Raw genomic sequence first — 19,769 nt, forward strand, 5'->3', positions numbered from 1 at the left:
TGGGTGGGAGGGGAGCGGCGGATCGCGGGTGTGAGGCCCCGGAAACCTGCGCGCCATGTGCGTGTGGAAAGAATTGGCTGCTACTCGTGGTATCACTTGTACCGTGTGGTGCCCGTCACACCTGTCGGCAGCCCGGGGACCACGTCCCTGTTCCGTGACCCGGAGCGGGGTCTGCCGCTCGCCCCTTCCGAGGAGTCCGTTCATGTCCATGCCATTCCGCCCGGGGCGCGCCCGCCGCGCCCTCGCCGTCACGTCCCTGGCCGCCGCGGCCTCCCTGGCGCTCACCGGCTGCCTCGCCTCGGACCGGGAGGAGGGCGGGTCGGGGGAGGCCGCCGCCGGCGACGTCGACGGCACGTTCGTCTTCGCGGCGTCGTCCGACCCCAAGTCCCTGGACCCCGCGTTCGCCCAGGACGGCGAGTCCTTCCGCGTCTCGCGCCAGATCTTCGAGGGGCTCGTGGGCGTGCAGGAGGGCTCCGCGGAGCCGGAGCCGCTGCTGGCGGAGTCCTGGGAGCAGTCCGAGGACGGCCGGACCTACACGTTCCAGCTCAAGGACGGCGTCACCTTCCACGACGGCACGACGTTCGACGCGGAGGCGGTCTGCGCGAACTTCGACCGCTGGTACAACTTCGAGGGCCTGCTGCAGTCCGAGAACATGGCCTACTACTACGGCTCGCTGTTCAAGGGCTTCGCGGACTCCCCGGAGCAGGCCATCTACGCCGGCTGCGAGGCCACCGGTGAGCAGGAGGCCGAGGTCACGCTGAACAAGCCGTTCGCCGGCTTCATCGCCGCCCTGTCCCTGCCGGCCTTCGCCATGCAGTCCCCCACGGCGCTCGAGGAGTACGGCGCGGACACCGCCGGCGGCACCGCGGAGTCCCCGGAGCTGTCCGAGTACGCGCAGGGCCACCCCGTGGGCACGGGCCCGTTCCGGTTCGAGTCCTGGGACGTGGGCAACCAGGTGGTCCTGTCCGCCTACGAGGACTACTGGGGCGAGCAGGGCCAGGTCACCGACGTGATCTTCCGGATCATCGACGACCCGCAGGCGCGCCGCCAGGCCCTCGAGTCCGGCAGCGTGGACGGCTACGACCTCGTGGCGCCGGCCGACACCCAGGCGCTGCAGGACGGCGGCTACAACGTGGTCACCCGCGACCCGTTCACCATCCTGTACCTCGGCTTCAACCAGGCCCAGGAGGAGCTGGCGGATCCCCAGGTCCGCCAGGCCATCGCCCACGCGATCGACAAGGAGGCCCTGGTCTCCCAGACGCTGCCCGAGGGCACCACCGTGGCCACGCAGTTCATCCCCGAGTCCGTCAACGGCTACAACGAGGACGTCACCCAGTACGAGTACGACCCCGAGAGGGCCCGCCAGCTGCTCGAGGAGGCCGGCTACGCGGACGGCCTCGAGCTGGACTTCAGCTACCCCACGGGCGTCTCGCGGCCCTACATGCCCAACCCGGAGCAGACGTTCACCACGCTCACCGCGCAGCTCGAGGAGGTGGGCATCACCGTCAACCCGCAGCCGGACAAGTGGTCCCCGGACTACCTGGACCGCGTCAACGGCACCTCCGACCACGATCTGCACCTGCTGGGCTGGACCGGTGACTACAACGACACCGACAACTTCGTGGGCGTGTTCTTCGGCCAGGAGAAGCCCGAGTTCGGCTTCGACGACCCCGAGCTGTTCCAGGCGCTGGCCGACGCCCGCGAGCTGACCAGCGTCGAGGAGCAGACCCCGGTCTACGAGGAGATCAACGACCAGATCATGCAGAAGCTGCCGGCCGTGCCCCTGGCCAACCCGGCGCCGTCGCTCGCCTTCGACGCCCGCGTGGAGTCCTACCCGGTGAGCCCGGTCAACGACGAGGTCTTCAACCGGATCCAGCTCAGCGAGTGAGCCCCGGGCCCGGGGGCGGCGCACGCGCCGTCCCCGGGCCGCCCCGTCTCCCGACGGTCTTCCCCCTGCCCCTCTCCGCCCGGAAGGACCGGAATGCTCCGCGTCATCGGCAAGCGGATCGCCCTGCTGATCCCCACCCTCCTCGGCCTGTCGATCCTGCTCTTCGCCTGGGTCCGGGCCCTCCCCGGAGGGCCCGCCACGGCCCTGCTGGGGGACAAGGCCACCCCCGAGGCCGTGGCTCGCATCAACGAGGTCTACGGCTTCGACCGGCCCCTGGTCGAGCAGTACTTCGTCTACATGGGCCAGCTCCTCCGGGGGGACTTCGGTGCCTCCATCGTGACCGGCCGGCCCGTGGTCGAGGAGTTCCTCACCCGCTTCCCGGCCACCCTGGAGCTCGCCCTCGTGGCGCTGGTCTTCGCGGTGGGCGTGGGAGTCCCGCTGGGCTACGTGGCCGCCCGCCACCGCGGCCGGCCCCTCGACCACTCATCCGTGGTGCTGTCCCTGCTGGGGATCACCGTGCCCGTCTTCTTCCTGGCGTTCATCCTCAAGTGGCTGCTCGCCATCAAGGTGCCGCTCTTCCCCGCGGACGGGCGGCAGGACCCGCGCATCGACGCGACGCACTACACCAACTTCTTCGTCCTCGACGGTCTGCTCACCGGGGAGTGGGACGCCGCGTGGGACGCGTTCCTGCACCTGATCCTGCCCGGGGTGGCCCTGGGCACGATCCCGCTGGCGATCATCGTGCGCATCACCCGCGCCTCGGTGCTGGAGGTGCAGAGCGCCGACTACGTGCGCACCGCCCGCGCCAAGGGGCTGACGCGCAGCCTCATCCGCGGCCGCTACATCCTGCGCAACGCCATGCTGCCCGTGGTCACGACCATCGGCCTGCAGACCGGCCTGCTGATCTCCGGGGCGGTGCTGACCGAGACCGTCTTCGCGTTCAACGGCATCGGCCGGTTCCTGCGGGACGCCATCTTCAACCTGGACTACCCCGTCCTGCAGGGCTTCATCATCTTCATCGCCCTGGCCTACTCCCTGATCAACCTGCTGGTGGACATCTCCTACAGCCTCATCGACCCCCGGGTGCGTGTTCAATGAGTGCCACACTTCCCCCCGCCCCCTCCGGGCCCGCGCACACCGAGGGCCCCGAGTCCGTCGCGGTCGTCCCGGGCACCGCCGAGCAGACCGGCACGAGCCTGTGGAAGGACGCCTTCCGGCGGCTGCGCCGCAACCCCGCGGCCATCGCCGGCGCCGTGATCGTGGGCGTGTTCCTGCTCGTCGCCCTCCTCGCCCCGTGGCTCGCCCCGTTCGGCGGCGAGGAGCTGCCCGGGCGCACCGAGATCACCCCCACCGAGATCCCCGGCCCCGGCGACGTCGAGGGCTACCCGCTGGGCCTGGACCGCTTCGGCGGGGACCTGCTGTCCAAGCTGATCTGGGGCGCCCGTGCCTCCCTGGTCATCGGCGTGGTCTCCACCGCGCTGGGGCTGGCCGGCGGGATGCTGCTCGGTCTGCTGGCGGGCGGCTTCGGCGGCTGGGTGGACAGCGTCATCATGCGCTTCGTCGACATCCTGCTCTCCGTGCCCAACCTGCTCCTCGCGGTGTCCATCGCCGCGATCATGGGCCAGAGCCAGTGGGCCGTGATGATCGCGATCGGCGCCTCGCAGGTGCCCATCTTCGCCCGGCTGCTGCGCTCCTCGATGCTCTCCCAGAAGGGGGCGGACTACGTCCTGGCGGCGCAGACCCTGGGACTGTCCCGGAGCACCATCACCATGAGCCACCTGCTGCCCAACAGCACCGGGCCGGTCATCGTGCAGGGCACCCTGACCCTGGCCACGGCGGTGATCGACGCGGCCGCCCTGTCCTTCCTGGGGCTGGGGGGCGGCGTGCCGCAGACGGCGGAGTGGGGCCGGATGCTCACCTACGCCCAGGCCGAGCTGGCGATCGCCCCGCAGCTGGCGTTCCTGCCCGGGCTGTGCATCGCCGTCACCGCCCTGGGCTTCACCCTGCTGGGAGAGTCCCTGCGGGAGTCCCTCGACCCCAAGTCCCGAACCGCGTGAGGTGCACCCAGCGATGACCGCAGCAGACACCGCCCCCGGGGCGGCCGACGCCCCCCTGCTCGAGGTCGAGGACCTCGCCGTGGCGTTCACGACGATGAACGGGCCGGTCCAGGCCGTCCACGCGGCGTCCCTGACGCTGCGCCAGGGACGCACCCTGGCCATCGTCGGGGAGTCCGGCTCGGGCAAGTCCACCACGGCGATGTCCGTGATCGGCCTGCTGCCCGGCAACGGCCGGGTCACCGGCGGGTCCGTGCGGTTCGCCGGACAGGAGCTCGTGGGCCTCGACGAGTCCCGGATGCGAGCCGTCCGCGGCCGCCAGATCGGCCTGGTGCCGCAGGATCCCATGTCCAACCTCAACCCCGTGACCACGGTGGGGCAGCAGGTCGCCGAGACGCTGCTCGTGCACGGCCTGGCCACCCGCAAGGACGTGCACGAGCACGTCGTCGCGGCCCTGGGGGCCGCCGGCCTGCCCGAGCCCGAGCGCCGCGCCGCCCAGTACCCGCACGAGTTCTCCGGCGGCATGCGCCAGCGCGCCCTCATCGCGATCGGGCTCGCCTGCCGGCCGCGGCTGCTCATCGCCGACGAGCCGACCTCCGCCCTGGACGTCACCGTGCAGCGGACCATCCTGGACCAGATCGAGCGGATGACCGAGGAGATCGGCACGTCCGTGCTGCTCATCACCCACGACCTCGGTCTGGCCGCCGAGCGCGCCCAGGACATCGTGGTGATGCACCGGGGCCGCATCGTGGAGGCCGGTCCGTCCGCGCAGGTGCTGGAGGACCCGCAGCACGAGTACACGCGCCGGCTCGTGCAGGCGGCGCCCTCGGTGGCGGCGGCCCGCGTCGGCGTGCCGCCGGCGGCGGGGACGGCCGCGGGGCCGGCGGCGGACCCGCAGCGGAGCCCTGCGGCGGTCCCGGGGCAGGGCTCGACGGCCGTTCCCGCCGCGGTCTCCGCGGCCCCCGCTCCCGGGCCGGCCACCGGGCCCGCCCCCGGGTCCGACCCCCGATCCGCGCGCGAGCCGCTCGTGGTGATCGAGGACCTCACGAAGGTGTTCAAGGGGCGGCTGGGACAGCCCGACTTCACGGCGGTCCGCGACGTCTCGCTCACCGTGCCCCGGGGCAGGACCGTGGCGATCGTGGGGGAGTCCGGGTCCGGCAAGACGACGACGGCGCGGATGCTGCTGAAGCTCTACGAGCCCACCTCCGGTTCGATCCGGTTCGACGGCCAGGACGTGACGGGTCTGCGCGGCAAGGAGCTGGCGGGGTTCCGGCAGCGCGTGCAGCCGATCTTCCAGGACCCCTACTCCTCCCTGAACCCCATGTTCACCATCGGGCGGATCATCGAGGAGCCGCTGTCCACCTACGGCCGCGGCGACCGGGGCGAGCGGCGGGACCGGGTGAAGTGGCTGCTCGAGGAGGTGGCCCTGCCGCCCTCCACGGTCAACCGCTACCCCAACGAGCTCTCGGGCGGCCAGCGCCAGCGCGTGGCGATCGCGCGGGCCCTGGCGCTGCAGCCGGAGCTCATCGTGTGCGACGAGCCGGTCTCCGCGCTCGACGTGCTCGTGCAGAAGCAGATCCTGGACCTGCTGGGCCGGCTGCAGGAGGAGTTCGGGCTGTCCTACCTGTTCATCTCCCACGACCTCGCGGTGGTCCGGCTCATCTCCGACGAGGTGTGCGTGATGAAGGACGGCGAGCTCGTGGAGGCGGCCCCGAGCGAGGAGATCTTCACGAACCCGCGCCACCCCTACACCCGGAGGCTGCTGGCCTCGATCCCGGGCAACGAGCTGCGCGTCGAGGCCTGAGCCCGCGCACGGGGTGGCAACGACGGGGCCGCGGACCGGCCCGTGCACCGGTGCCGCGACGCTCGGCGGCACGGACCGCGGCGCCGGCGACGGATGTCCCCGCGCCGGCGGACGACCCGGTGCTCAGAACAGCGGCGCGGCCGCGGCCAGCCCGGCGAGCACGGCGAGCACGGTGAGCGCTGCGGTGCCCACGGCGTTGAGCACCGCGTCCCGCACCTGCCCGTCGCGGGCCAGCCGCACGGTGTCGGCCATCGCGGTGGAGAAGGTGGTGTAGCCGCCGCAGAAGCCGGTGACGGCCGCGGTGACGGCCGGACCGCCCAGCGCCCCGGCCAGTGCGGCGCCGGTGAGCAGCCCGGCGAGGAAGGACCCCGTCACGTTGACGGTCACCGTGCCGACCGGGAAGGACGTCGCCGCGCGCCGGCGCAGCACCCCGTCGACGACGAACCGGGCCGTCGCCCCGACCCCGCCGAGGAGGCAGATCAGCAGGGCGGTCACGTGCGGCGTCCCCGGGCGGCGAGGAGGGCGCCGGCGAGGCACGCGGCGAAGCCGCCGGCCAGGGAGAGCCCCACGTAGGCCAGCGCCTGGCCGGGCGCCCCGGCCGAGAGCATCCGCTGCGCCTCGAGGGCGAGGGAGGAGAACGTCGTGAACCCGCCCAGGAAACCGGTCCCGGCGCCCAGTCGCAGCAGCAGCCTGCGGGGGGTCTCCTCGCCGCGCAGCAGGAGGGCCTCCAGGAGCATCCCCAGCAGGAAGGACCCGAGCAGGTTCACCGCCAGGGTGGCCACCGGCCAGCCGGACACCACCGGCAGCGCCACCGAGACCCCGTGGCGGGCACCGGTCCCGAGGGCGCCGCCCAGACCCACGGCGAGGACCAGCAGCAGGCGCCGGTGCGGCGGTCGGCTCAAGAGGGCCCCTTCGTGGTCGATCTCCTCGCGGGCCTCCCGGGGGATTTCGGGAGGGCGGCTCGATCCTACCGGCCGGTCCGTAGGATGTCGGGGTGCACACCATACGCGGCGCCAGGATCCTGCTCGCCCTCAAGACGTCCCTGGCGGTGGCCCTGTCCTGGGTCGTGGCCCAGCGGATGCCGGGGGTGATCGACCAGTACCCGTACTACGCGCCCCTCGGGGCGATCTCCGCGATGTACCCCACCGTGTTCGGCTCGGTGCGCGCGGGCCTGCAGACCGTGGCCGGCATCGCCCTGGGCATCGCCCTCGCCGCCGGGGTGCTGCTGGTGGGCGACCCGAACCTGGTGACGGTCGCCGTGGCGGTGGGCATCGGCGTGCTGCTGGCCGGGATCCGCCGGCTCGGGGCCGGGGCGGAGTACGTGCCCGTGGGGGCGCTGTTCGTGCTGATCATCGGCGGCCAGGACGCCGAGGGCTTCTCCGCAGGCTTCCTGGTGCAGATGTCCGTGGGGGTCGCCATCGGCCTGCTCGTCAACGCGCTGGTCTTCCCGCCGCTGGACTTCCGCACCGCCCGCCTGCAGCTGGACCGGCTGCAGGGCGTCGTCGTCGACTACCTCGAGGACGCCGCCGGGGAGCTGGCCGAGCCCGGGACCACCGCGGGACGGGACTGGGAGGAGCGCAACCACTCGCTCGTGCGGATCACGGCCGAGGTCCGCGAGGCCGTGGACGAGTCCGCGCAGAGCGCCCGGGGCAACCCCCGCGTGCTCCTCCGGCGCGGGCGGCAGACGGACCCGGGGTACGCCGCGATGCTCCAGCTCGAGAGCGTGGTCTTCCACCTCCGGGGGTTCACGGACGCACTGCGTGAGCTCTACGACCACAAGGGCCACGACTGGGTGATCCCCGCGGCCCTGAGCAGCCGGCTCGCCGAGGCGGCGCAGTCCTCCGCCGACGGCGTGCGGGCGTGGGCCGCGGGGGAGGACCCGGGGGAGGCGGCCGAGCGGGTCCGCTCCCTCGTGGGACGGCTCAGCTCCGAGCTCACCGATCCCTCGAGGCACGAAGGGCGCCTGGTCATCACCGCGGCCCACGACCTCGCCCGGCTCGTGGCCGTGCTGGATCCCCCCACCGCGCCCACCGAGGGCAGCAGCGCCGTGACGCGCGGCTGACGTTCCCGGACCGGCGGACCGGTCCGGCCGTGCCGAGGGCCCGCGCGGGCCCTCGGCACGGCCGCGCGGTTCAGGCCCGGCCGCGCCGCCGCAGCCGCAGCACGGCAGCGGCCGACAGCGCCGCCCCGGCGGCGAACAGAGCGGCCAGCAGGCCCGTGCCCGGTCCCTCGGCCGGCTCCGCGGCGGCGGTCTGCATGTTGAGCCCCGGGTTGACGGCCACCGGAGCGGTCTCGGCGGGAGCCTGCACCACCGGGGTATCCACCACCGGGGCCTCCAGCACGGGAGCTCCCACCACGGGGGCGGCCTCCACCGGGGCGGCGGGTGCCGGGGCCACGGGGGCACCGACGGGGAACTGGCCGAGCCCGCCCTCGCAGGCCACGACGGCCTGCTCCAGCAGCACGAGGAGCTGGTCGACGGTCGCCTCGTCGAGCACCAGCTCCGCCAGGAGCGCGTCGAACGCCGCGCCGGTCTCGACGACCGCCGCCTCGAGTGCGGCGGGGTCCACGGTGCCGAGGGCGGCGGCCAGCGCCGCGTCCAGCTCGGCGATCGTGGCCTCTGCCTGGGCCAGGGCCACCGGGTCACCGGACTCCTGGGCCGCCGCCAGCGCCGTCGCGGCGGCCTGGAGCTCCGCCAGGCTCGGACCGCCCGCGTTCACCACCAGCGCGGTGTACTGCGCCTCGGCGGTGGCCACGGCGTCCGCGGTCCGGTCGAGGGACATGATGGCGTCGGGGGTGATGCCGGCGCCGGCCAGCGCGGCGTCGAGCTGGCTCGTGGCCTGCAGGCAGGCGGCGTCGCCGGGTGCGGCGACGGCGGCCGGGGCGCCCAGGACGAGGCCCCCCACCAGCATCGTGGCCGCGGACCCCGCGGCGGCCCAGGTCTTGGCAGCGGTCATCTCGTGTGTCTCCTGAATCCGGTCGTGGCCCCGGGCCGGTCCCGCGGGCTGCAGCGCGCGGCAGGACACCTCCGGCGTCACCCGTCCGCGCGCGGTGGCGGAGGCGACAGGAGACGTCGTGCTGCTGGTCGCGCGGCGGCTCGCAGGGGCCCCGTCGAGCGGTAGGGCGCCTGGGCGGCGGCCGAAGGACTGCTGTGCCGTCAAACTACGTGCCGGTAGCACTTGTTGGCAATAGTGAAGGCCCCGGCCGGTGGGGCCACGGCCGGGGCCGCGCCGGTGCCCCCGGCCGGGCCGTCAGCGCCGCGTCCGGGACCGGGGGCGTGTCCGGGCTCCCCGGGACACGCCCCCGGGGACACCGCGGCCGGGCCGCTCCCGGCGGGTCCGGTGCCGTTCGACCGTCTGGTCGTAGAAGCCCACGAGCGCCTCCGTCGCGGCCCGCCAGCCGTGCCCCTCGGCGTCGGCGCGGCCGGCCGCGCCCATGCGGGCGCGCAGCGCGTCGTCGCCGAGCAGCCGGGCGAGGTGCGCCGTGAGCTCGTCGGCACTGCCGGGGGCGGCGAGCAGACCCGTCCGCCCGTCGGCGACCGCGAACGGGATGCCGCCGGCCCGGGCGCCGACCACCGGCACCCCGCTGGCCAGGGACTCCAGGGCCACCAGACCGAGGGTCTCGGTGGTGGACGGGAACGCGAACACGTCCGCGGACGCATAGGCGGCGGCGAGCTCCTCCCCGGCCAGCGGCCCGACGAAGGTCGTCGGGGTGCCGGCGAAGCGCCGCTCGAGCTCCGCCCGGTGCGGGCCCGTGCCGACCACGGCGAGCCGGGTGCCCGGCAACCGCCGGATCGGCTCGAGCAGGGCCTCGAGGTTCTTCTCCTTGGACAGCCGCCCCACGGAGAGCACCAGCCGCTCCTCCGGGTGCCCGCCGGTGAGGCGCCGGCGCACGGCGGGGGAGGCCTTCGCGGGCGAGAAGAGCCGGGTGTCCACGCCCTTGGGCCACAGTGCGAGGTCCCGCACGCCCATCCCGGCGGCCCGCTCGAGCATCGGCCCGGACGTGCACAGGTTGACCCGGGCCAGGTTGTGGGTGGCGCGGATCCACCGCTCCACACCCCCGCGCAGGGGTCCGAGGCCGAGGGCGCTCATGTACTGCGGCACGTCGGTGTGGAAGGAGGCCAGCAGCGGCAGGTCCCGGCACCGGGCCGAGAGGGCGCCCCAGGCGCCGAACCACACCGGGTTCACCGCGTGCACCACGTCCGGGCGGAACGCCGTCACGGCGCGCTCGGCCGCCGGGGTGGGCAGCCCGCCCCGGATGTCGGGGTACCAGGGAAAGGTCACGGACCGGGCCCGGACCACCCGGTGCGGCCCGTACGCCTCCGGCGGCCGCCCCGAGGTGAGCACCAGGGCCTCGTGGCCGAGGTCGCCGAGCTCGTCGAGGGTGCGCAGCAGCCGGGTCACCACCCCGTCGACGTTGGGCAGGAAGACGTCCGTGAACAGCGCGATCCGCATCCGCCGGCTCAGGCGCCCACCGGCGCCGGGCGGGACGCCGAGGCGGGGACGCCCGGCCGGCGCCGCCCGTTCCACACGGAGGTCGCCGGGATCCGGGAGAGGTCCACGCGGTGCGCCCAGCGCTCGGCCGTCTGCTCGACCTCCAGGAGCAGACCCTCCGAGAGCGTCGTGGGCTGCAGGCCCAGGCTCAGGAAGGCCTCGTTGACCACGTGCAGGTCGTTCTCCGCGGACTCCTGGCGGGGGTTGGGCACCGTCTCGACCTGCGCGCCGGTGAGCTCGGAGACCAGCTGGGCGAGGTCGCGGACCCGGTGGGTCTCGGTCATCTGGTTGAAGATCTTCACCCGGTCCCCGGCCGCCGGGGGGTGCGCCAGGGCCAGCTCGACGCACCGGACCATGTCCTGGATGTGGATGAACGCCCGGGTCTGCCCCCCGGTGCCGTGCACCGTCAGCGGATGGCCGACCGCCGCCTGGACCAGGAACCGGTTGAGCACGGTGCCGTAGTCGCCGTCGTAGTCGAAGCGGTTGACCAGCCGCTCGTCGAGCGCCGTCTCCACGGTGCTGGTGCCCCAGATGATGCCCTGGTGCAGGTCGGTGATCCGCAGCCCGTCGTTCTTGGCGTAGAACGCGAACATGGTCTGGTCCAGCACCTTGGTCATGTGGTAGAGGGAGCCGGGGTTGGAGGGGTAGAGGATCTCCTGGGGGACGTTGCCGTGCGGGCCGGGGACCTCCACGTCCAGGTAGCCCTCGGGGATCTGCATCCCGGCGGTGCCGTACCCGTAGACGCCCATGGTGCCCAGGTGCACCAGGTGGACGTCCAGACCGGACTCCACGATCGCGCACAACACGTTGTGCGTGGCGTTGACGTTGTTGTCCACCGTGTAGCGCTTCGTCCGGGGGGTCTTCATGGAGAAGGGCGCGGCCCGCTGCTCCGCGAAGTGCACCACGGCGTCCGGGCGCTCGCTGCGCAGCAGCCCGAGGAACTCCTCGTAGTCCTGGGCCAGGTCGAGCTCCGCGGCGTCGATCCTGCGGCCGGTGACCTCCGCCCACGCCGCGCGGCGCTCGTCCAGGTCGCGGATGGGGGTCAGCGACTCGGTGCCGAGGTCGGCGTCGATGGCGCGCCGGGAGAAGTTGTCGACGACGAGCACGTCGTGGCCCCGGGCCGACAGGTGCAGTGCGGCGGGCCAGCCGCAGAAGCCGTCGCCTCCGAGGATCGCGATCTTCACGTGGTCTCCGTTCCCGGGCCGGTCCGGCCCGCTCGTGTGGTCGTCGCTGTCAGGGTGCGCCACTCGGCTGAACCGGAAGTGAACGCGCGCGCACCAGCTGCTGGTAGGCGAACGTGCCCGGGCGGACCTCCCAGCCCGGCCCGGCCAGCGCGCGCAGCTCGTCGGGGACGTAGGCCCGGCGCAGGGAGCGCAGCCCGTCGGTGCGCAGGAAGGAGCCCGGGGCCAGGGGCAGGACGCCCACCGAGTACAGCCGGTAGGCCGCGGGGCTGCGCACCAGGTCGTTGTGCACCACGAGGCGGCGGGCCAGCCGCTCCGAGTCCGCCACGAGGCCCCGCACCTGCTCCGGGGCCAGGTGGTGGAGCAGGTGGTTGGAGACCACCACGTCGAAGGTCTCGCCCGCCGCGACGAGCTCGCGGCTGGTGGTGCGCCGGAAGGCCGGTGGCGTCAGGTGCGTCCGCCGGGCCGACCAGCGGGCGGTGCGCGCCACCGCCCACTCGTGGGCGCGGGCGTCCGGGTCCACGCCCGTGACCCGCAGGTCGACGCCGTCCCGGTGCGCCCAGCGGGCCAGGGCCCGGGCGACGTCCCCGCCGCCGGAGCCCACGTCGAGGACGGTCAGGGGCCGGCCGGGGACGGCCAGCGGGCGGATCCGCCGCCGGTAGGCGGCCGACCACCCGGCGAGCAGGAAGTTGATCGCCTCGAAGCGCGCGTAGGTGCGCCGCAGGGCGCCGAGGTCGCAGTCGGGGTCGTCCATGAGCTCCTGCAGCCCGGAGTCCCGCCGGGAGAGGTCGGGGCGCGGGTGCGGGGCGAAGCGGAGCATCTGCCCATTCTCGTGCGGCCCGGCACGTTTCGCCAAGGAGCGGCGCCGCGGAGCCCTCGCGCCCGGGCGTCACTAGACTGGGCCTCCCGTCCGGTGCCGGAGGGGAGACCGGAAGGGGAGTCCCGTGGGAGACACCGTGCGGGCCCCGGGCCCGCCGCCCGGGCCGTGGATCGGCCTGGCGAGCGCGTGCTGGGCGGCCAACGCCGCGCTGGGGGCCTCCGTGGGGGTCGGGCTCGTGCACACGGGCCGGTTCCGCTGGATCCACCACGCCCTCTACATCGCCACGACGACGACGACGGCCCTGGCCACGCTGCTCGGCGCCGGCTCGTCCTCCGCCGCGCGGCGGGCGGCCGCCCGTGCGCTGGCGCCGGCGCTGCTGCCGCTGGCCGCCCTGCCGCACGTGGGCACGCCCGCCCAGGGCCACCCGCGCCGGCACGCCGTGGCGGCACTGTCCGCGGCGCCGTTCTACGCCACCGCCCTGATCCGAGCCCGCGCCGACCGCGCGCGCTGACCGCACCGACCGAACCGGAGAGCACATGGAGTTCCTCGACGTCGTCTTCAACCGCCGCACCACCAACGGGCCGTTCCTGCCGGACCCGGTGTCCCCGGAGCACCAGCGGCTGCTGCTGCGCACCGCCGCGGCGGCGCCCTCCCAGTTCAACAGCCAGCCGTGGCGCTTCGTGCTGATCGAGGACCGGGGGACCATCGACCGGATCGCCCGGATCAGTGCCGAGTCCATGACCCAGGTGATGGCGGAGGGGACGTTCTTCGACCGGTACAAGCGCTACTTCCGCTTCAGCAAGCAGGAGATGGAGGAGCAGCGCTTCGGGATGCTCTTCGACAAGCTCCCCGCCGTGCTGCGCCCGTTCACCAAGAAGGCGTTCACCCCGGGCGGGCAGGCCATGATGAACCGGCTGCGGGTGCCGCAGACGCTGGGCTCGGAGAACCACAAGCTCGTCGCCGGGGCGCCGCTGCTGCTGGGCGTGATGCTCGACCGCCGCGAGTACCGGCCCGGGGAGCTCTCCGGGTTCTACTCGCTGTTCTCGATGGGCGCGGCGATGGAGAACCTCTGGCTCACCACGGTGGAGCTGGGCATGGGCATCCAGTTCGTCTCGTTCCCCATGGAGGCCCCGGCACGGTGGGCCGAGATCGTGGAGCTGCTGGAGGTGCCCGAGGAGCTCGAGCTCATGGCCGTCTACCGCCTCGGCTACGTGCCGGAGGCGCACCGCCGGCCCGCGATCGACTGGTCCTCCCGCGAGCGGCGGCGGATCTCCCAGTACGTCTTCCGGGAGTCCTGCGCCACCCCGCAGGAGGGCTGGGACGACTGAGCCCCGCAGCGGCGCGGCCCGGTCCCGCCGCACCCGCCGGATGCGCCCGGAAGGGCCGCGGATCGGCTAGCGTCCGTGCTGTGACCCGCGACACGGACCCGACCTTCCGCCCGCTGACCCTCCAGGACACGCCCGCGTGGTCCGCGCTGATCCGCGCGCTGGCCGCGGCGGACGGCACCGGGGAGGCCTACGAGCCCGACGACCTGGCCGAGGAGCTCGTCCAGGCCGGCGTGGACGCCGCCGCGGACACCTGGGGCGTCTGGGCCGGCCGCACCCTGGTGGCCTACGGGCAGGTGCACGTGAGCACGGCCCTGACCGCCGAGGGCCTGGCCCGTGCGCACCTCGGCGGCGGGGTGCACCCGCGGTGGCGCGGCCGGGGCATCGCCACCGCGCTGTTCGAGCGCATGGAGCCGCGCGCCCTGGGGATCGCCGGCCGGCGCCACCCGGGCGCCGCCGTGCAGCTCTCCGCCTCGGGCGGGATCGACGGCGCGGAGGCCCGGACCTTCCTCGCCGGACGCGGCTACGCCCCGGCGCGGTGGTTCACCGACATGGAACGGCCGCTGCCCGGTCCGCCCCCAGGCCCGCTCGACGCCCGCGCCGAGCCGTACGAGGACGCCCTGGCCGAGGAGCTGCGGCTCGCGCACAACGACGCCTTCTCGACCCACTGGGGCTCCACGGCGCGGTCGCCGGAGGCCTGGGCGGACCTGGTGGGCGCCCGCAGCGCCCGCAAGGACCTGTGGCGGGTGGTCCGGGAGCCCGGCGGCCGGATCCTGGCCTACTGCGTCGTGAGCCAGTGGCGCGAGGGCGTCCTCTACGTGGACCTCGTGGGCACGCGGCAGGAGGCTCGCGGCCGGGGGCTGGCGCGGGCGGTGCTGCTGGGCGCCGTGGCCGCCGCCGCGGCGGACGGGGCGTGGGCCACGATGGAGCTGACCGTGGACACCGCGAACCCCACGCGCGCCGACGCGCTCTACCGCTCCGTGGGCTTCGTCCCCGTCCGGACCCAGGCCGCGTTCGCGCGCACCGTGCCGCCCGGGGCCTGAGCGCGGCCGGACGGGCGACGGGTTCGCGCGGATCGGCGTCGCCGCCGTCGTGCTCAGCACCGTCCGGGTCCTGGTGGCGCCCTAACCCGCCTGCCGACGGTCGGTGGCCGGGCGCCGCTGAGCGGACCCGGGAGGTGCTCGGCCCGCGGGAGCTCCGGGGAGCTCCGGGGAGCTCCCGCGGGCCGGGAGGACCTGCCGCTGCGGGGTGGTGAGCGGTTCGGGCGCGGGACGCCTCGTGGGCGGCCTGCGCCGGTCGGGTGCGCCGTCGCCGATCAGCTGGTGCACCGTGTGATCATCAGTTCACAACCTCCACGGCACCCTGCGCAAACGTCTAGTCTCAAGTTGATCAGAACGACCAAGAACGGGCTGCGTGGAGGAGTGACGGTGGTCAGCATGACGAACTCCGGGGCCGGGGGCGCCGGACTGGACGCGACGGACCGGAGGATCCTGGCGGCCCTGGACGAGGACCCGCGCATGACCGTGCTCGCCCTGGCCCAGCGCACCGGGCTGGCGCGCGGCACCATCCACGCCCGGCTCGAGCGGTACCGGACCGGGGGTGCGCTGCGCCCGCACAGCACCCGGGTGACGCCCGCCGCACTGGGCTACGGCCTGGCCGCCAGCGTGGCGGTGGAGCTGGACCAGCACCAGCTGGACCAGGCGATCGCCGGGCTGCAGGCCATCGCGCAGGTCATCGAGGTGTTCGCCCCGGCCGGGCAGACGGACCTGCTGTGCCGGGTGGTGGCGAAGGACCCCGAGGACCTCTACCGGGTCTCCGAGGAGATCCGGCTGTGCCCCGGGATCCTGCGGACCTCCACGAGCATGTTCCTGCGCACCGTCATCCCGTACCGGGTGGCGCCGCTGCTGGCGGAGGGCGCCTGAGTGCTGGCCATCTGCCGGACCGGAGGGGTATCGTAAGCACACTGGCGAATTCGCAGCCGTTCGCCATCCCGGACCGACGAGACAGATCGAAGGAGATGCCATGAGCACCAAGGTCGAGAAAACCGTTGTGGTCGACGTGCCCCTGAGCACGGTGTACAACCAGTGGACGCAGTTCGAGGACTTCCCCCAGTTCATGAACGGCGTCAAGAGCGTCCGCCAGCTGAGCGACTCCCGGCTCGAGTGGGTCGCCGAGATCGGCGGCGTCCGCCGCCAGTGGGAGGCGCGGATCGTCGACCAGGTCCCGGACAGCCGGGTCTCCTGGGCCGCCACCGAGGGAGCCACCAACGCCGGCACCGTGATGTTCCACGACGCCGGCAACGGCCGGACCGAGGTGCACCTCGTCCTGGAGTACGAGCCCGAGGGTCTCGTGGAGAAGGCCGGGGACAAGCTCAACGTGGTGGAGAACCAGGCCGAGGGCGACCTCGAGCGGTTCAAGAAGTTCATCGAGGACGAGGGGTACGCCACCGGGGCGTGGCGCGGCTCGGTCGACGAGGGCGCCCCCGTCGGCACCCCCGGCGTCGAGGCCGCCGCCGCCTCCCGCGGTGACGACGGCAAGGCCGGGATCTCCGGCAAGGTGGTCGCCGCGGGCGTCGCCGCCGCCGGCGTGGCCGCCGCCGGTGCCGCCGCGGCCGCCAAGAAGAAGGACTCCGACGAGGACACGGAGCCGGTCACCTTCGAGGCGGATGCGGCTCCGGCCCCCACGACCCCCACGGTCACGCCGGTGGCCCCCGAGACGGCCGTGCCCGGCGAGGTCCCCCCGGTCGCGCCCACCGGTCCCGCGCTGACCGATCCCGCCGTGGACGCGGACGTGGACGTCGACCCGACCTCCGGACGCACCGACGGCCGTCCCGCCGGTGGTGCGGTCTAGGACCCGCGGGCACGTGCAGGGCCCCCCGACCGCAGTGCGGTCGGGGGGCCCTGCACGTGCCGGCAGCCGGAGCGCCCGGCGTGCTCAGCCGGTGACCGCCCCGACCGAGGCCGAGCGCACCAGCTTGGCGTACTTGCCCAGCACCCCGCCCTCGTACTGCGGGGGCAGCGGGGCCCATCCGCTGCGGCGCCGGGCCAGCTCCTCCTCGTCCACCTGCAGGTCGAGGCGGCGGGTGGTGAGGTCCACCCGGATCCGGTCGCCGTCGCGCACGAGGGCGACCGGTCCGCCGTCGACCGCCTCCGGCGCGATGTGGCCGATGCACAGGCCGGTGGTCCCGCCGGAGAAGCGGCCGTCCGTGAGCAGCAGGACGTCCTTGCCCAGGCCCGCGCCCTTGATCGCGCCGGTGATGGCCAGCATCTCCCGCATCCCGGGCCCGCCCTTGGGCCCCTCGTAGCGGATGACCAGCACGTCCCCGGCCGTGATCCGCCCCGCCTCCAGGGCGTCCATCGCCGCCTGCTCGCGCTCGAACACGCGGGCGGGACCCTCGAAGGCCTCGGCGTCGAACCCGGCCGACTTCACCACGGCCCCCTCCGGGGCCAGGGACCCGTGCAGGATCGTGATGCCGCCGGTGCGGTGGATCGGGTTGTCGAGGGTGCGGATGACCTCCCCGTCCACCGGGTCGGGGTCGATCACCGCGAGGTTCTCGGCGAGCGTCCGCCCGGTGACGGTGAGGACACCGCCGTGCAGCAGCCCGGCGTCGAGCAGGGCCTTCATGACCACCGGGATGCCGCCGTGGCGGTCGACGTCGTTCATCACGTAGCGGCCGAACGGCTTGACGTCGGCCAGGTGCGGGACGCGGTCGCCGATCCGGTCGAAGTCCTCCAGGGAGAGCTCGACCCCCGCCTCGTGCGCGATGGCGAGCAGGTGCAGGACGGCGTTGGTGGACCCGCCGAGGGCCATGAGCACCGTGATCGCGTTCTCGAAGGCCTCCCGGGTGAGGATGTCCCGGGCCGTGATGCCCTGGCGGAGCATCTCGACGACGGCCTCCCCGGAGCGGTGGGCGAACTGGTCGCGCCGCCGGTCCGCCGAGGGCGGGGCGGCGGAGCCGGGCAGGCTCATCCCGAGGGCCTCGGCCACGGACGCCATCGTGTTGGCCGTGTACATCCCGCCGCAGGCGCCCTCACCGGGGCAGATGGCCCGCTCGATCCGGTCCAGGTCCTGCCGGCCCATGAGCCCGGCCTTGCACGCGCCCACGGCCTCGAAGGCATCGATCAGGGTGACGTCCTTCTCGGTCCCGTCCGTCAGCTTCACCCACCCCGGGGCGATGGTCCCGGCGTAGAGGAACACGGAGGCCAGGTCCAGGCGGGCGGCGGCCATGAGCATGCCGGGCAGGGACTTGTCGCAGCCGGCCAGCAGCACGGAGCCGTCGAGGCGCTCAGCCTGCATCACGGTCTCCACCGAGTCGGCGATGACCTCGCGGGAGACCAGCGAGAAGTGCATCCCCTGGTGGCCCATGGAGATCCCGTCCGAGACGGAGATCGTGCCGAACTGCAGCGGGTACCCGCCGCCGGCGTGGACGCCCTCCTTGGCGCCCTGGGCGAGCCGGTCCAGGGACAGGTTGCAGGGGGTGATCTCGTTCCAGGAGCTGGCGATGCCCACCTGGGGCTTCTCCCAGTCGGAGTCTCCCATGCCCACGGCGCGGAGCATGCCGCGGCTGGCGGTGGCGTCGAGGCCGTCGGTCACCTGACGGCTGCGGGGCTTGATGTCGGGGCTCATGCGGTCTCTCCCGGGTCGGCGGCGCACCGGGCGGTGCGCGGGGCAGGGCGTGCCGCGAACCTATCAACGGAACTCGCGGAGCGTCGAGGGACGTCCATCCGCGGAGCGCAACTTTGTGGGCCCCGGGGGCAGACAACACCGGCCGCGACTCCTAGGGTGGGAGCAGAAGAACCGTAAGCAACCTGATCGAAGGAGCCCGTCATGCCCGAAGGACCCGTCTCGCAGCACGCCCGGTCGATGGCCGACGACGAGGGCGGGATGCCCGAGCAGCAGCAGACCCCGCCGGGTCTGACCGCGGCCATGGACCCCGTGCCCGACCACGGGGAGTCCTCCTGGCAGGGCCGCGGCCGGCTCGAGGGGCTCAAGGCGCTGATCACCGGCGGGGACTCCGGGATCGGCCGGGCCGTGGCCATCGCCTTCGCCCGGGAGGGCGCCGACGTCGCGATCAACTACCTGCCCGAGGAGCAGGAGGACGCCCAGGACGTCGTCGGGTGGATCGAGAAGGCCGGCCGCACCGCCGTCCTGGTGCCGGGGGATCTGCGCGAGGAGCAGAGCTGCCAGGAGATCGTGGACCGCGCGGTCGAGGGCCTCGGCGGGCTCAACGTCGTGGTGAACAACGCCGGCTACCACTGGGCCCGCGGCGAGTCCGGGCTGCAGGGGCTGCGCACGGAGGACCTGGAGCGTGCCGTGCGCACCAACCTCTACGGCACCCTGTGGATCAGCCGGGCGGCGCTGCCGCACCTGGGGCGCGGCGACAGCATCATCAACACCACCTCCGTGCAGGCCTACGACCCGTCGGCGACCATGATCGACTACGCCGCCACGAAGGCTGCCCTCAACAACGTCACCGCCAACCTCGCCGCCGACCTCGGCCCGGCGGGCGTCCGGGTCAACGCCGTGGCCCCCGGGCCCGTCTGGACCCCGCTGCAGCCGGCCACCAAGGAGCCCGCCGCGGTGGCGCACATGGGCGAGGACACGCCCTTGGGGCGCATCGCCCAGCCGGCCGAGCTGGCCGGCGCCTACGTCTTCCTGGCCTGCCCGGCCGAGGCGAGCTACGTCAGCGGCACCGTCCTCGGCGTCACCGGGGGCCTGCCCGTCTTCTGAGCCGCGTCCCGACAACCCTCGACGGAAGGAGCATCCCGTGCCGAAGACCGGCAAGGACGACCACGCCAAGAAGTCCGAGCTGCCCTCCACCCTGCAGCGCTCGGGGCGGAAGGCCCAGGACACCTTCGCCAAGACCTACGACTCGGCGATGGAGGAGTACGGCGACGAGGAGCGCGCGGCCCGCACCGCCTACAGCGCGCTCAAGCACACCCACGAGAAGGTGGGCGACCACTGGGAGGCCAAGGAGGAGTACGGTCCCTCCGACGAGCACGCCGCGGGCGGGCGGGACTCCGGGGCGCGGACCGCCGGGGGCGTGGACGCCAACGCCTCGAAGCAGCACCTCTACGAGGTGGCGAAGCGGCTCGGCGTGGAGGGCCGCTCCTACATGACCAAGAAGGAGCTGGTCGAGGCCATCCAGAAGGCCAACGACGCCGCGACACGCCGGGCCCGCGGGGACTGAGCCGCCCGGCCCGGTGC

19 protein-coding genes are annotated in these 19,769 nt (G+C 74.0%); 12 read left to right on the forward strand and 7 right to left on the reverse strand.

Going from position 1 to position 19,769, the window contains the following annotated elements:
* The first annotated feature begins 202 nt into the window (after positions 1 to 202).
* From ABL57_RS00930 to ABL57_RS00945, 4 genes are all read left to right on the forward strand, one after another.
* Positions 203 to 1,888, forward strand: coding sequence for an ABC transporter substrate-binding protein (locus tag ABL57_RS00930; RefSeq protein WP_152683236.1), 1,686 nt, complete (start codon positions 203 to 205; stop codon positions 1,886 to 1,888).
* Between the two features lie 93 nt (positions 1,889 to 1,981).
* Positions 1,982 to 2,986, forward strand: a complete 1,005-nt coding sequence (locus ABL57_RS00935; RefSeq protein WP_047801578.1) for an ABC transporter permease — start codon at positions 1,982 to 1,984, stop codon at positions 2,984 to 2,986.
* Positions 2,983 to 3,945 (forward strand): ABC transporter permease, encoded by a 963-nt coding sequence (locus ABL57_RS00940; protein ID WP_047801579.1) that lies wholly within the window; start codon positions 2,983 to 2,985, stop codon positions 3,943 to 3,945. The genes ABL57_RS00935 and ABL57_RS00940 overlap by 4 nt, the downstream gene beginning before the upstream one ends.
* 13 nt (positions 3,946 to 3,958) lie before the next feature.
* Complete coding sequence (locus ABL57_RS00945) at positions 3,959 to 5,746, forward strand: ABC transporter ATP-binding protein (protein ID WP_047801580.1); 1,788 nt, start codon at positions 3,959 to 3,961, stop codon at positions 5,744 to 5,746.
* 123 nt (positions 5,747 to 5,869) lie between these two features.
* Here ABL57_RS00945 and ABL57_RS00950 read toward each other — a convergent pair whose 3' ends face one another.
* Both ABL57_RS00950 and ABL57_RS00955 read right to left on the reverse strand, forming a co-directional pair.
* Positions 5,870 to 6,241, reverse strand: a complete 372-nt coding sequence (locus ABL57_RS00950) for a CrcB family protein (protein ID WP_047801581.1) — start codon at positions 6,239 to 6,241, stop codon at positions 5,870 to 5,872.
* On the reverse strand, positions 6,238 to 6,648 hold the full coding sequence (locus tag ABL57_RS00955) for a CrcB family protein (protein ID WP_047801582.1): 411 nt from the start codon (positions 6,646 to 6,648) through the stop codon (positions 6,238 to 6,240). The genes ABL57_RS00950 and ABL57_RS00955 overlap by 4 nt, the downstream gene beginning before the upstream one ends.
* 92 nt (positions 6,649 to 6,740) lie before the next feature.
* Between ABL57_RS00955 and ABL57_RS00960 the strand changes: the two genes are divergently transcribed.
* A complete protein-coding gene (locus ABL57_RS00960; RefSeq protein ID WP_053004672.1) occupies positions 6,741 to 7,808 on the forward strand; it encodes an aromatic acid exporter family protein in 1,068 nt (355 codons plus the stop codon).
* Positions 7,809 to 7,878: 70 nt separating this feature from the next.
* Here the strand turns inward: ABL57_RS00960 and ABL57_RS20525 are convergent, their stop codons facing one another.
* The 4 genes from ABL57_RS20525 to ABL57_RS00980 form a co-directional block, all read right to left on the reverse strand.
* Positions 7,879 to 8,700 (reverse strand): hypothetical protein, encoded by an 822-nt coding sequence (locus ABL57_RS20525; RefSeq protein ID WP_053004673.1) that lies wholly within the window; start codon positions 8,698 to 8,700, stop codon positions 7,879 to 7,881.
* Between the two features lie 294 nt (positions 8,701 to 8,994).
* A complete protein-coding gene (locus tag ABL57_RS00970) occupies positions 8,995 to 10,197 on the reverse strand; it encodes a glycosyltransferase family 1 protein (RefSeq protein WP_047801661.1) in 1,203 nt (400 codons plus the stop codon).
* A gap of 8 nt (positions 10,198 to 10,205) precedes the next feature.
* Complete coding sequence (locus ABL57_RS00975; protein WP_047801583.1) at positions 10,206 to 11,420, reverse strand: NAD-dependent epimerase/dehydratase family protein; 1,215 nt, start codon at positions 11,418 to 11,420, stop codon at positions 10,206 to 10,208.
* Positions 11,421 to 11,469: 49 nt separating this feature from the next.
* Complete coding sequence (locus tag ABL57_RS00980) at positions 11,470 to 12,237, reverse strand: methyltransferase domain-containing protein (protein WP_047801584.1); 768 nt, start codon at positions 12,235 to 12,237, stop codon at positions 11,470 to 11,472.
* Between the two features lie 124 nt (positions 12,238 to 12,361).
* Between ABL57_RS00980 and ABL57_RS00985 the strand changes: the two genes are divergently transcribed.
* From ABL57_RS00985 to ABL57_RS01005, 5 genes are all read left to right on the forward strand, one after another.
* Positions 12,362 to 12,748 carry a hypothetical protein gene (locus ABL57_RS00985; RefSeq protein ID WP_238985941.1) on the forward strand — a complete coding sequence of 129 codons (387 nt, stop codon included), beginning with the start codon at positions 12,362 to 12,364 and terminating at the stop codon, positions 12,746 to 12,748.
* A gap of 25 nt (positions 12,749 to 12,773) precedes the next feature.
* Positions 12,774 to 13,565: a nitroreductase family protein gene (locus tag ABL57_RS00990; protein WP_047801585.1), complete on the forward strand. Its 792-nt coding sequence runs from the start codon at positions 12,774 to 12,776 to the stop codon at positions 13,563 to 13,565.
* Positions 13,566 to 13,645: 80 nt separating this feature from the next.
* Positions 13,646 to 14,605 (forward strand): GNAT family N-acetyltransferase, encoded by a 960-nt coding sequence (locus tag ABL57_RS20530; RefSeq protein ID WP_053004674.1) that lies wholly within the window; start codon positions 13,646 to 13,648, stop codon positions 14,603 to 14,605.
* A gap of 393 nt (positions 14,606 to 14,998) precedes the next feature.
* Positions 14,999 to 15,484 (forward strand): Lrp/AsnC family transcriptional regulator, encoded by a 486-nt coding sequence (locus tag ABL57_RS01000; protein WP_047801664.1) that lies wholly within the window; start codon positions 14,999 to 15,001, stop codon positions 15,482 to 15,484.
* A 100-nt stretch (positions 15,485 to 15,584) separates the two neighbouring features.
* Positions 15,585 to 16,412: an SRPBCC family protein gene (locus ABL57_RS01005; protein WP_047801586.1), complete on the forward strand. Its 828-nt coding sequence runs from the start codon at positions 15,585 to 15,587 to the stop codon at positions 16,410 to 16,412.
* An 84-nt stretch (positions 16,413 to 16,496) separates the two neighbouring features.
* Here the strand turns inward: ABL57_RS01005 and ilvD are convergent, their stop codons facing one another.
* Positions 16,497 to 18,188 carry a dihydroxy-acid dehydratase gene (gene ilvD / locus ABL57_RS01010; protein WP_047801587.1) on the reverse strand — a complete coding sequence of 564 codons (1,692 nt, stop codon included), beginning with the start codon at positions 18,186 to 18,188 and terminating at the stop codon, positions 16,497 to 16,499.
* Between the two features lie 201 nt (positions 18,189 to 18,389).
* Between ilvD and ABL57_RS01015 the strand changes: the two genes are divergently transcribed.
* On the forward strand, positions 18,390 to 19,292 hold the full coding sequence (locus ABL57_RS01015; RefSeq protein ID WP_047801588.1) for an SDR family oxidoreductase: 903 nt from the start codon (positions 18,390 to 18,392) through the stop codon (positions 19,290 to 19,292).
* A 37-nt stretch (positions 19,293 to 19,329) separates the two neighbouring features.
* A complete protein-coding gene (locus ABL57_RS01020) occupies positions 19,330 to 19,752 on the forward strand; it encodes a ChaB family protein (protein WP_047801589.1) in 423 nt (140 codons plus the stop codon).
* The last annotated feature ends 17 nt before the right edge of the window (positions 19,753 to 19,769 follow it).

This window comes from Kocuria sp. SM24M-10 (genome assembly GCF_001027955.1).
GTDB classification, from domain to species: Bacteria; Actinomycetota; Actinomycetes; order Actinomycetales; family Micrococcaceae; genus Kocuria; species Kocuria oceani.

Excerpts from the sequence above, each read along its gene's own strand:
- ABL57_RS01015 (WP_047801588.1), top strand. The coding sequence starts at position 18,390 with ATGCCCGAAGGACCCGTCTCGCAGCACGCCCGGTCGATGGCCGACGAC.
- ABL57_RS00930 (WP_152683236.1), top strand. The coding sequence starts at position 203 with ATGTCCATGCCATTCCGCCCGGGGCGCGCCCGCCGCGCCCTCGCCGTC.
- ABL57_RS01000 (WP_047801664.1), top strand. The coding sequence starts at position 14,999 with ATGACGAACTCCGGGGCCGGGGGCGCCGGACTGGACGCGACGGACCGG.
- ABL57_RS20525 (WP_053004673.1), bottom strand. The coding sequence starts at position 8,700 with ATGACCGCTGCCAAGACCTGGGCCGCCGCGGGGTCCGCGGCCACGATG.
- ABL57_RS00970 (WP_047801661.1), bottom strand. The coding sequence starts at position 10,197 with ATGCGGATCGCGCTGTTCACGGACGTCTTCCTGCCCAACGTCGACGGG.
- ABL57_RS00980 (WP_047801584.1), bottom strand. The coding sequence starts at position 12,237 with ATGCTCCGCTTCGCCCCGCACCCGCGCCCCGACCTCTCCCGGCGGGAC.
- ABL57_RS00940 (WP_047801579.1), top strand. The coding sequence starts at position 2,983 with ATGAGTGCCACACTTCCCCCCGCCCCCTCCGGGCCCGCGCACACCGAG.
- ilvD (WP_047801587.1), bottom strand. The coding sequence starts at position 18,188 with ATGAGCCCCGACATCAAGCCCCGCAGCCGTCAGGTGACCGACGGCCTC.
- ABL57_RS00945 (WP_047801580.1), top strand. The coding sequence starts at position 3,959 with ATGACCGCAGCAGACACCGCCCCCGGGGCGGCCGACGCCCCCCTGCTC.
- ABL57_RS01005 (WP_047801586.1), top strand. The coding sequence starts at position 15,585 with ATGAGCACCAAGGTCGAGAAAACCGTTGTGGTCGACGTGCCCCTGAGC.
- ABL57_RS00935 (WP_047801578.1), top strand. The coding sequence starts at position 1,982 with ATGCTCCGCGTCATCGGCAAGCGGATCGCCCTGCTGATCCCCACCCTC.
- ABL57_RS00990 (WP_047801585.1), top strand. The coding sequence starts at position 12,774 with ATGGAGTTCCTCGACGTCGTCTTCAACCGCCGCACCACCAACGGGCCG.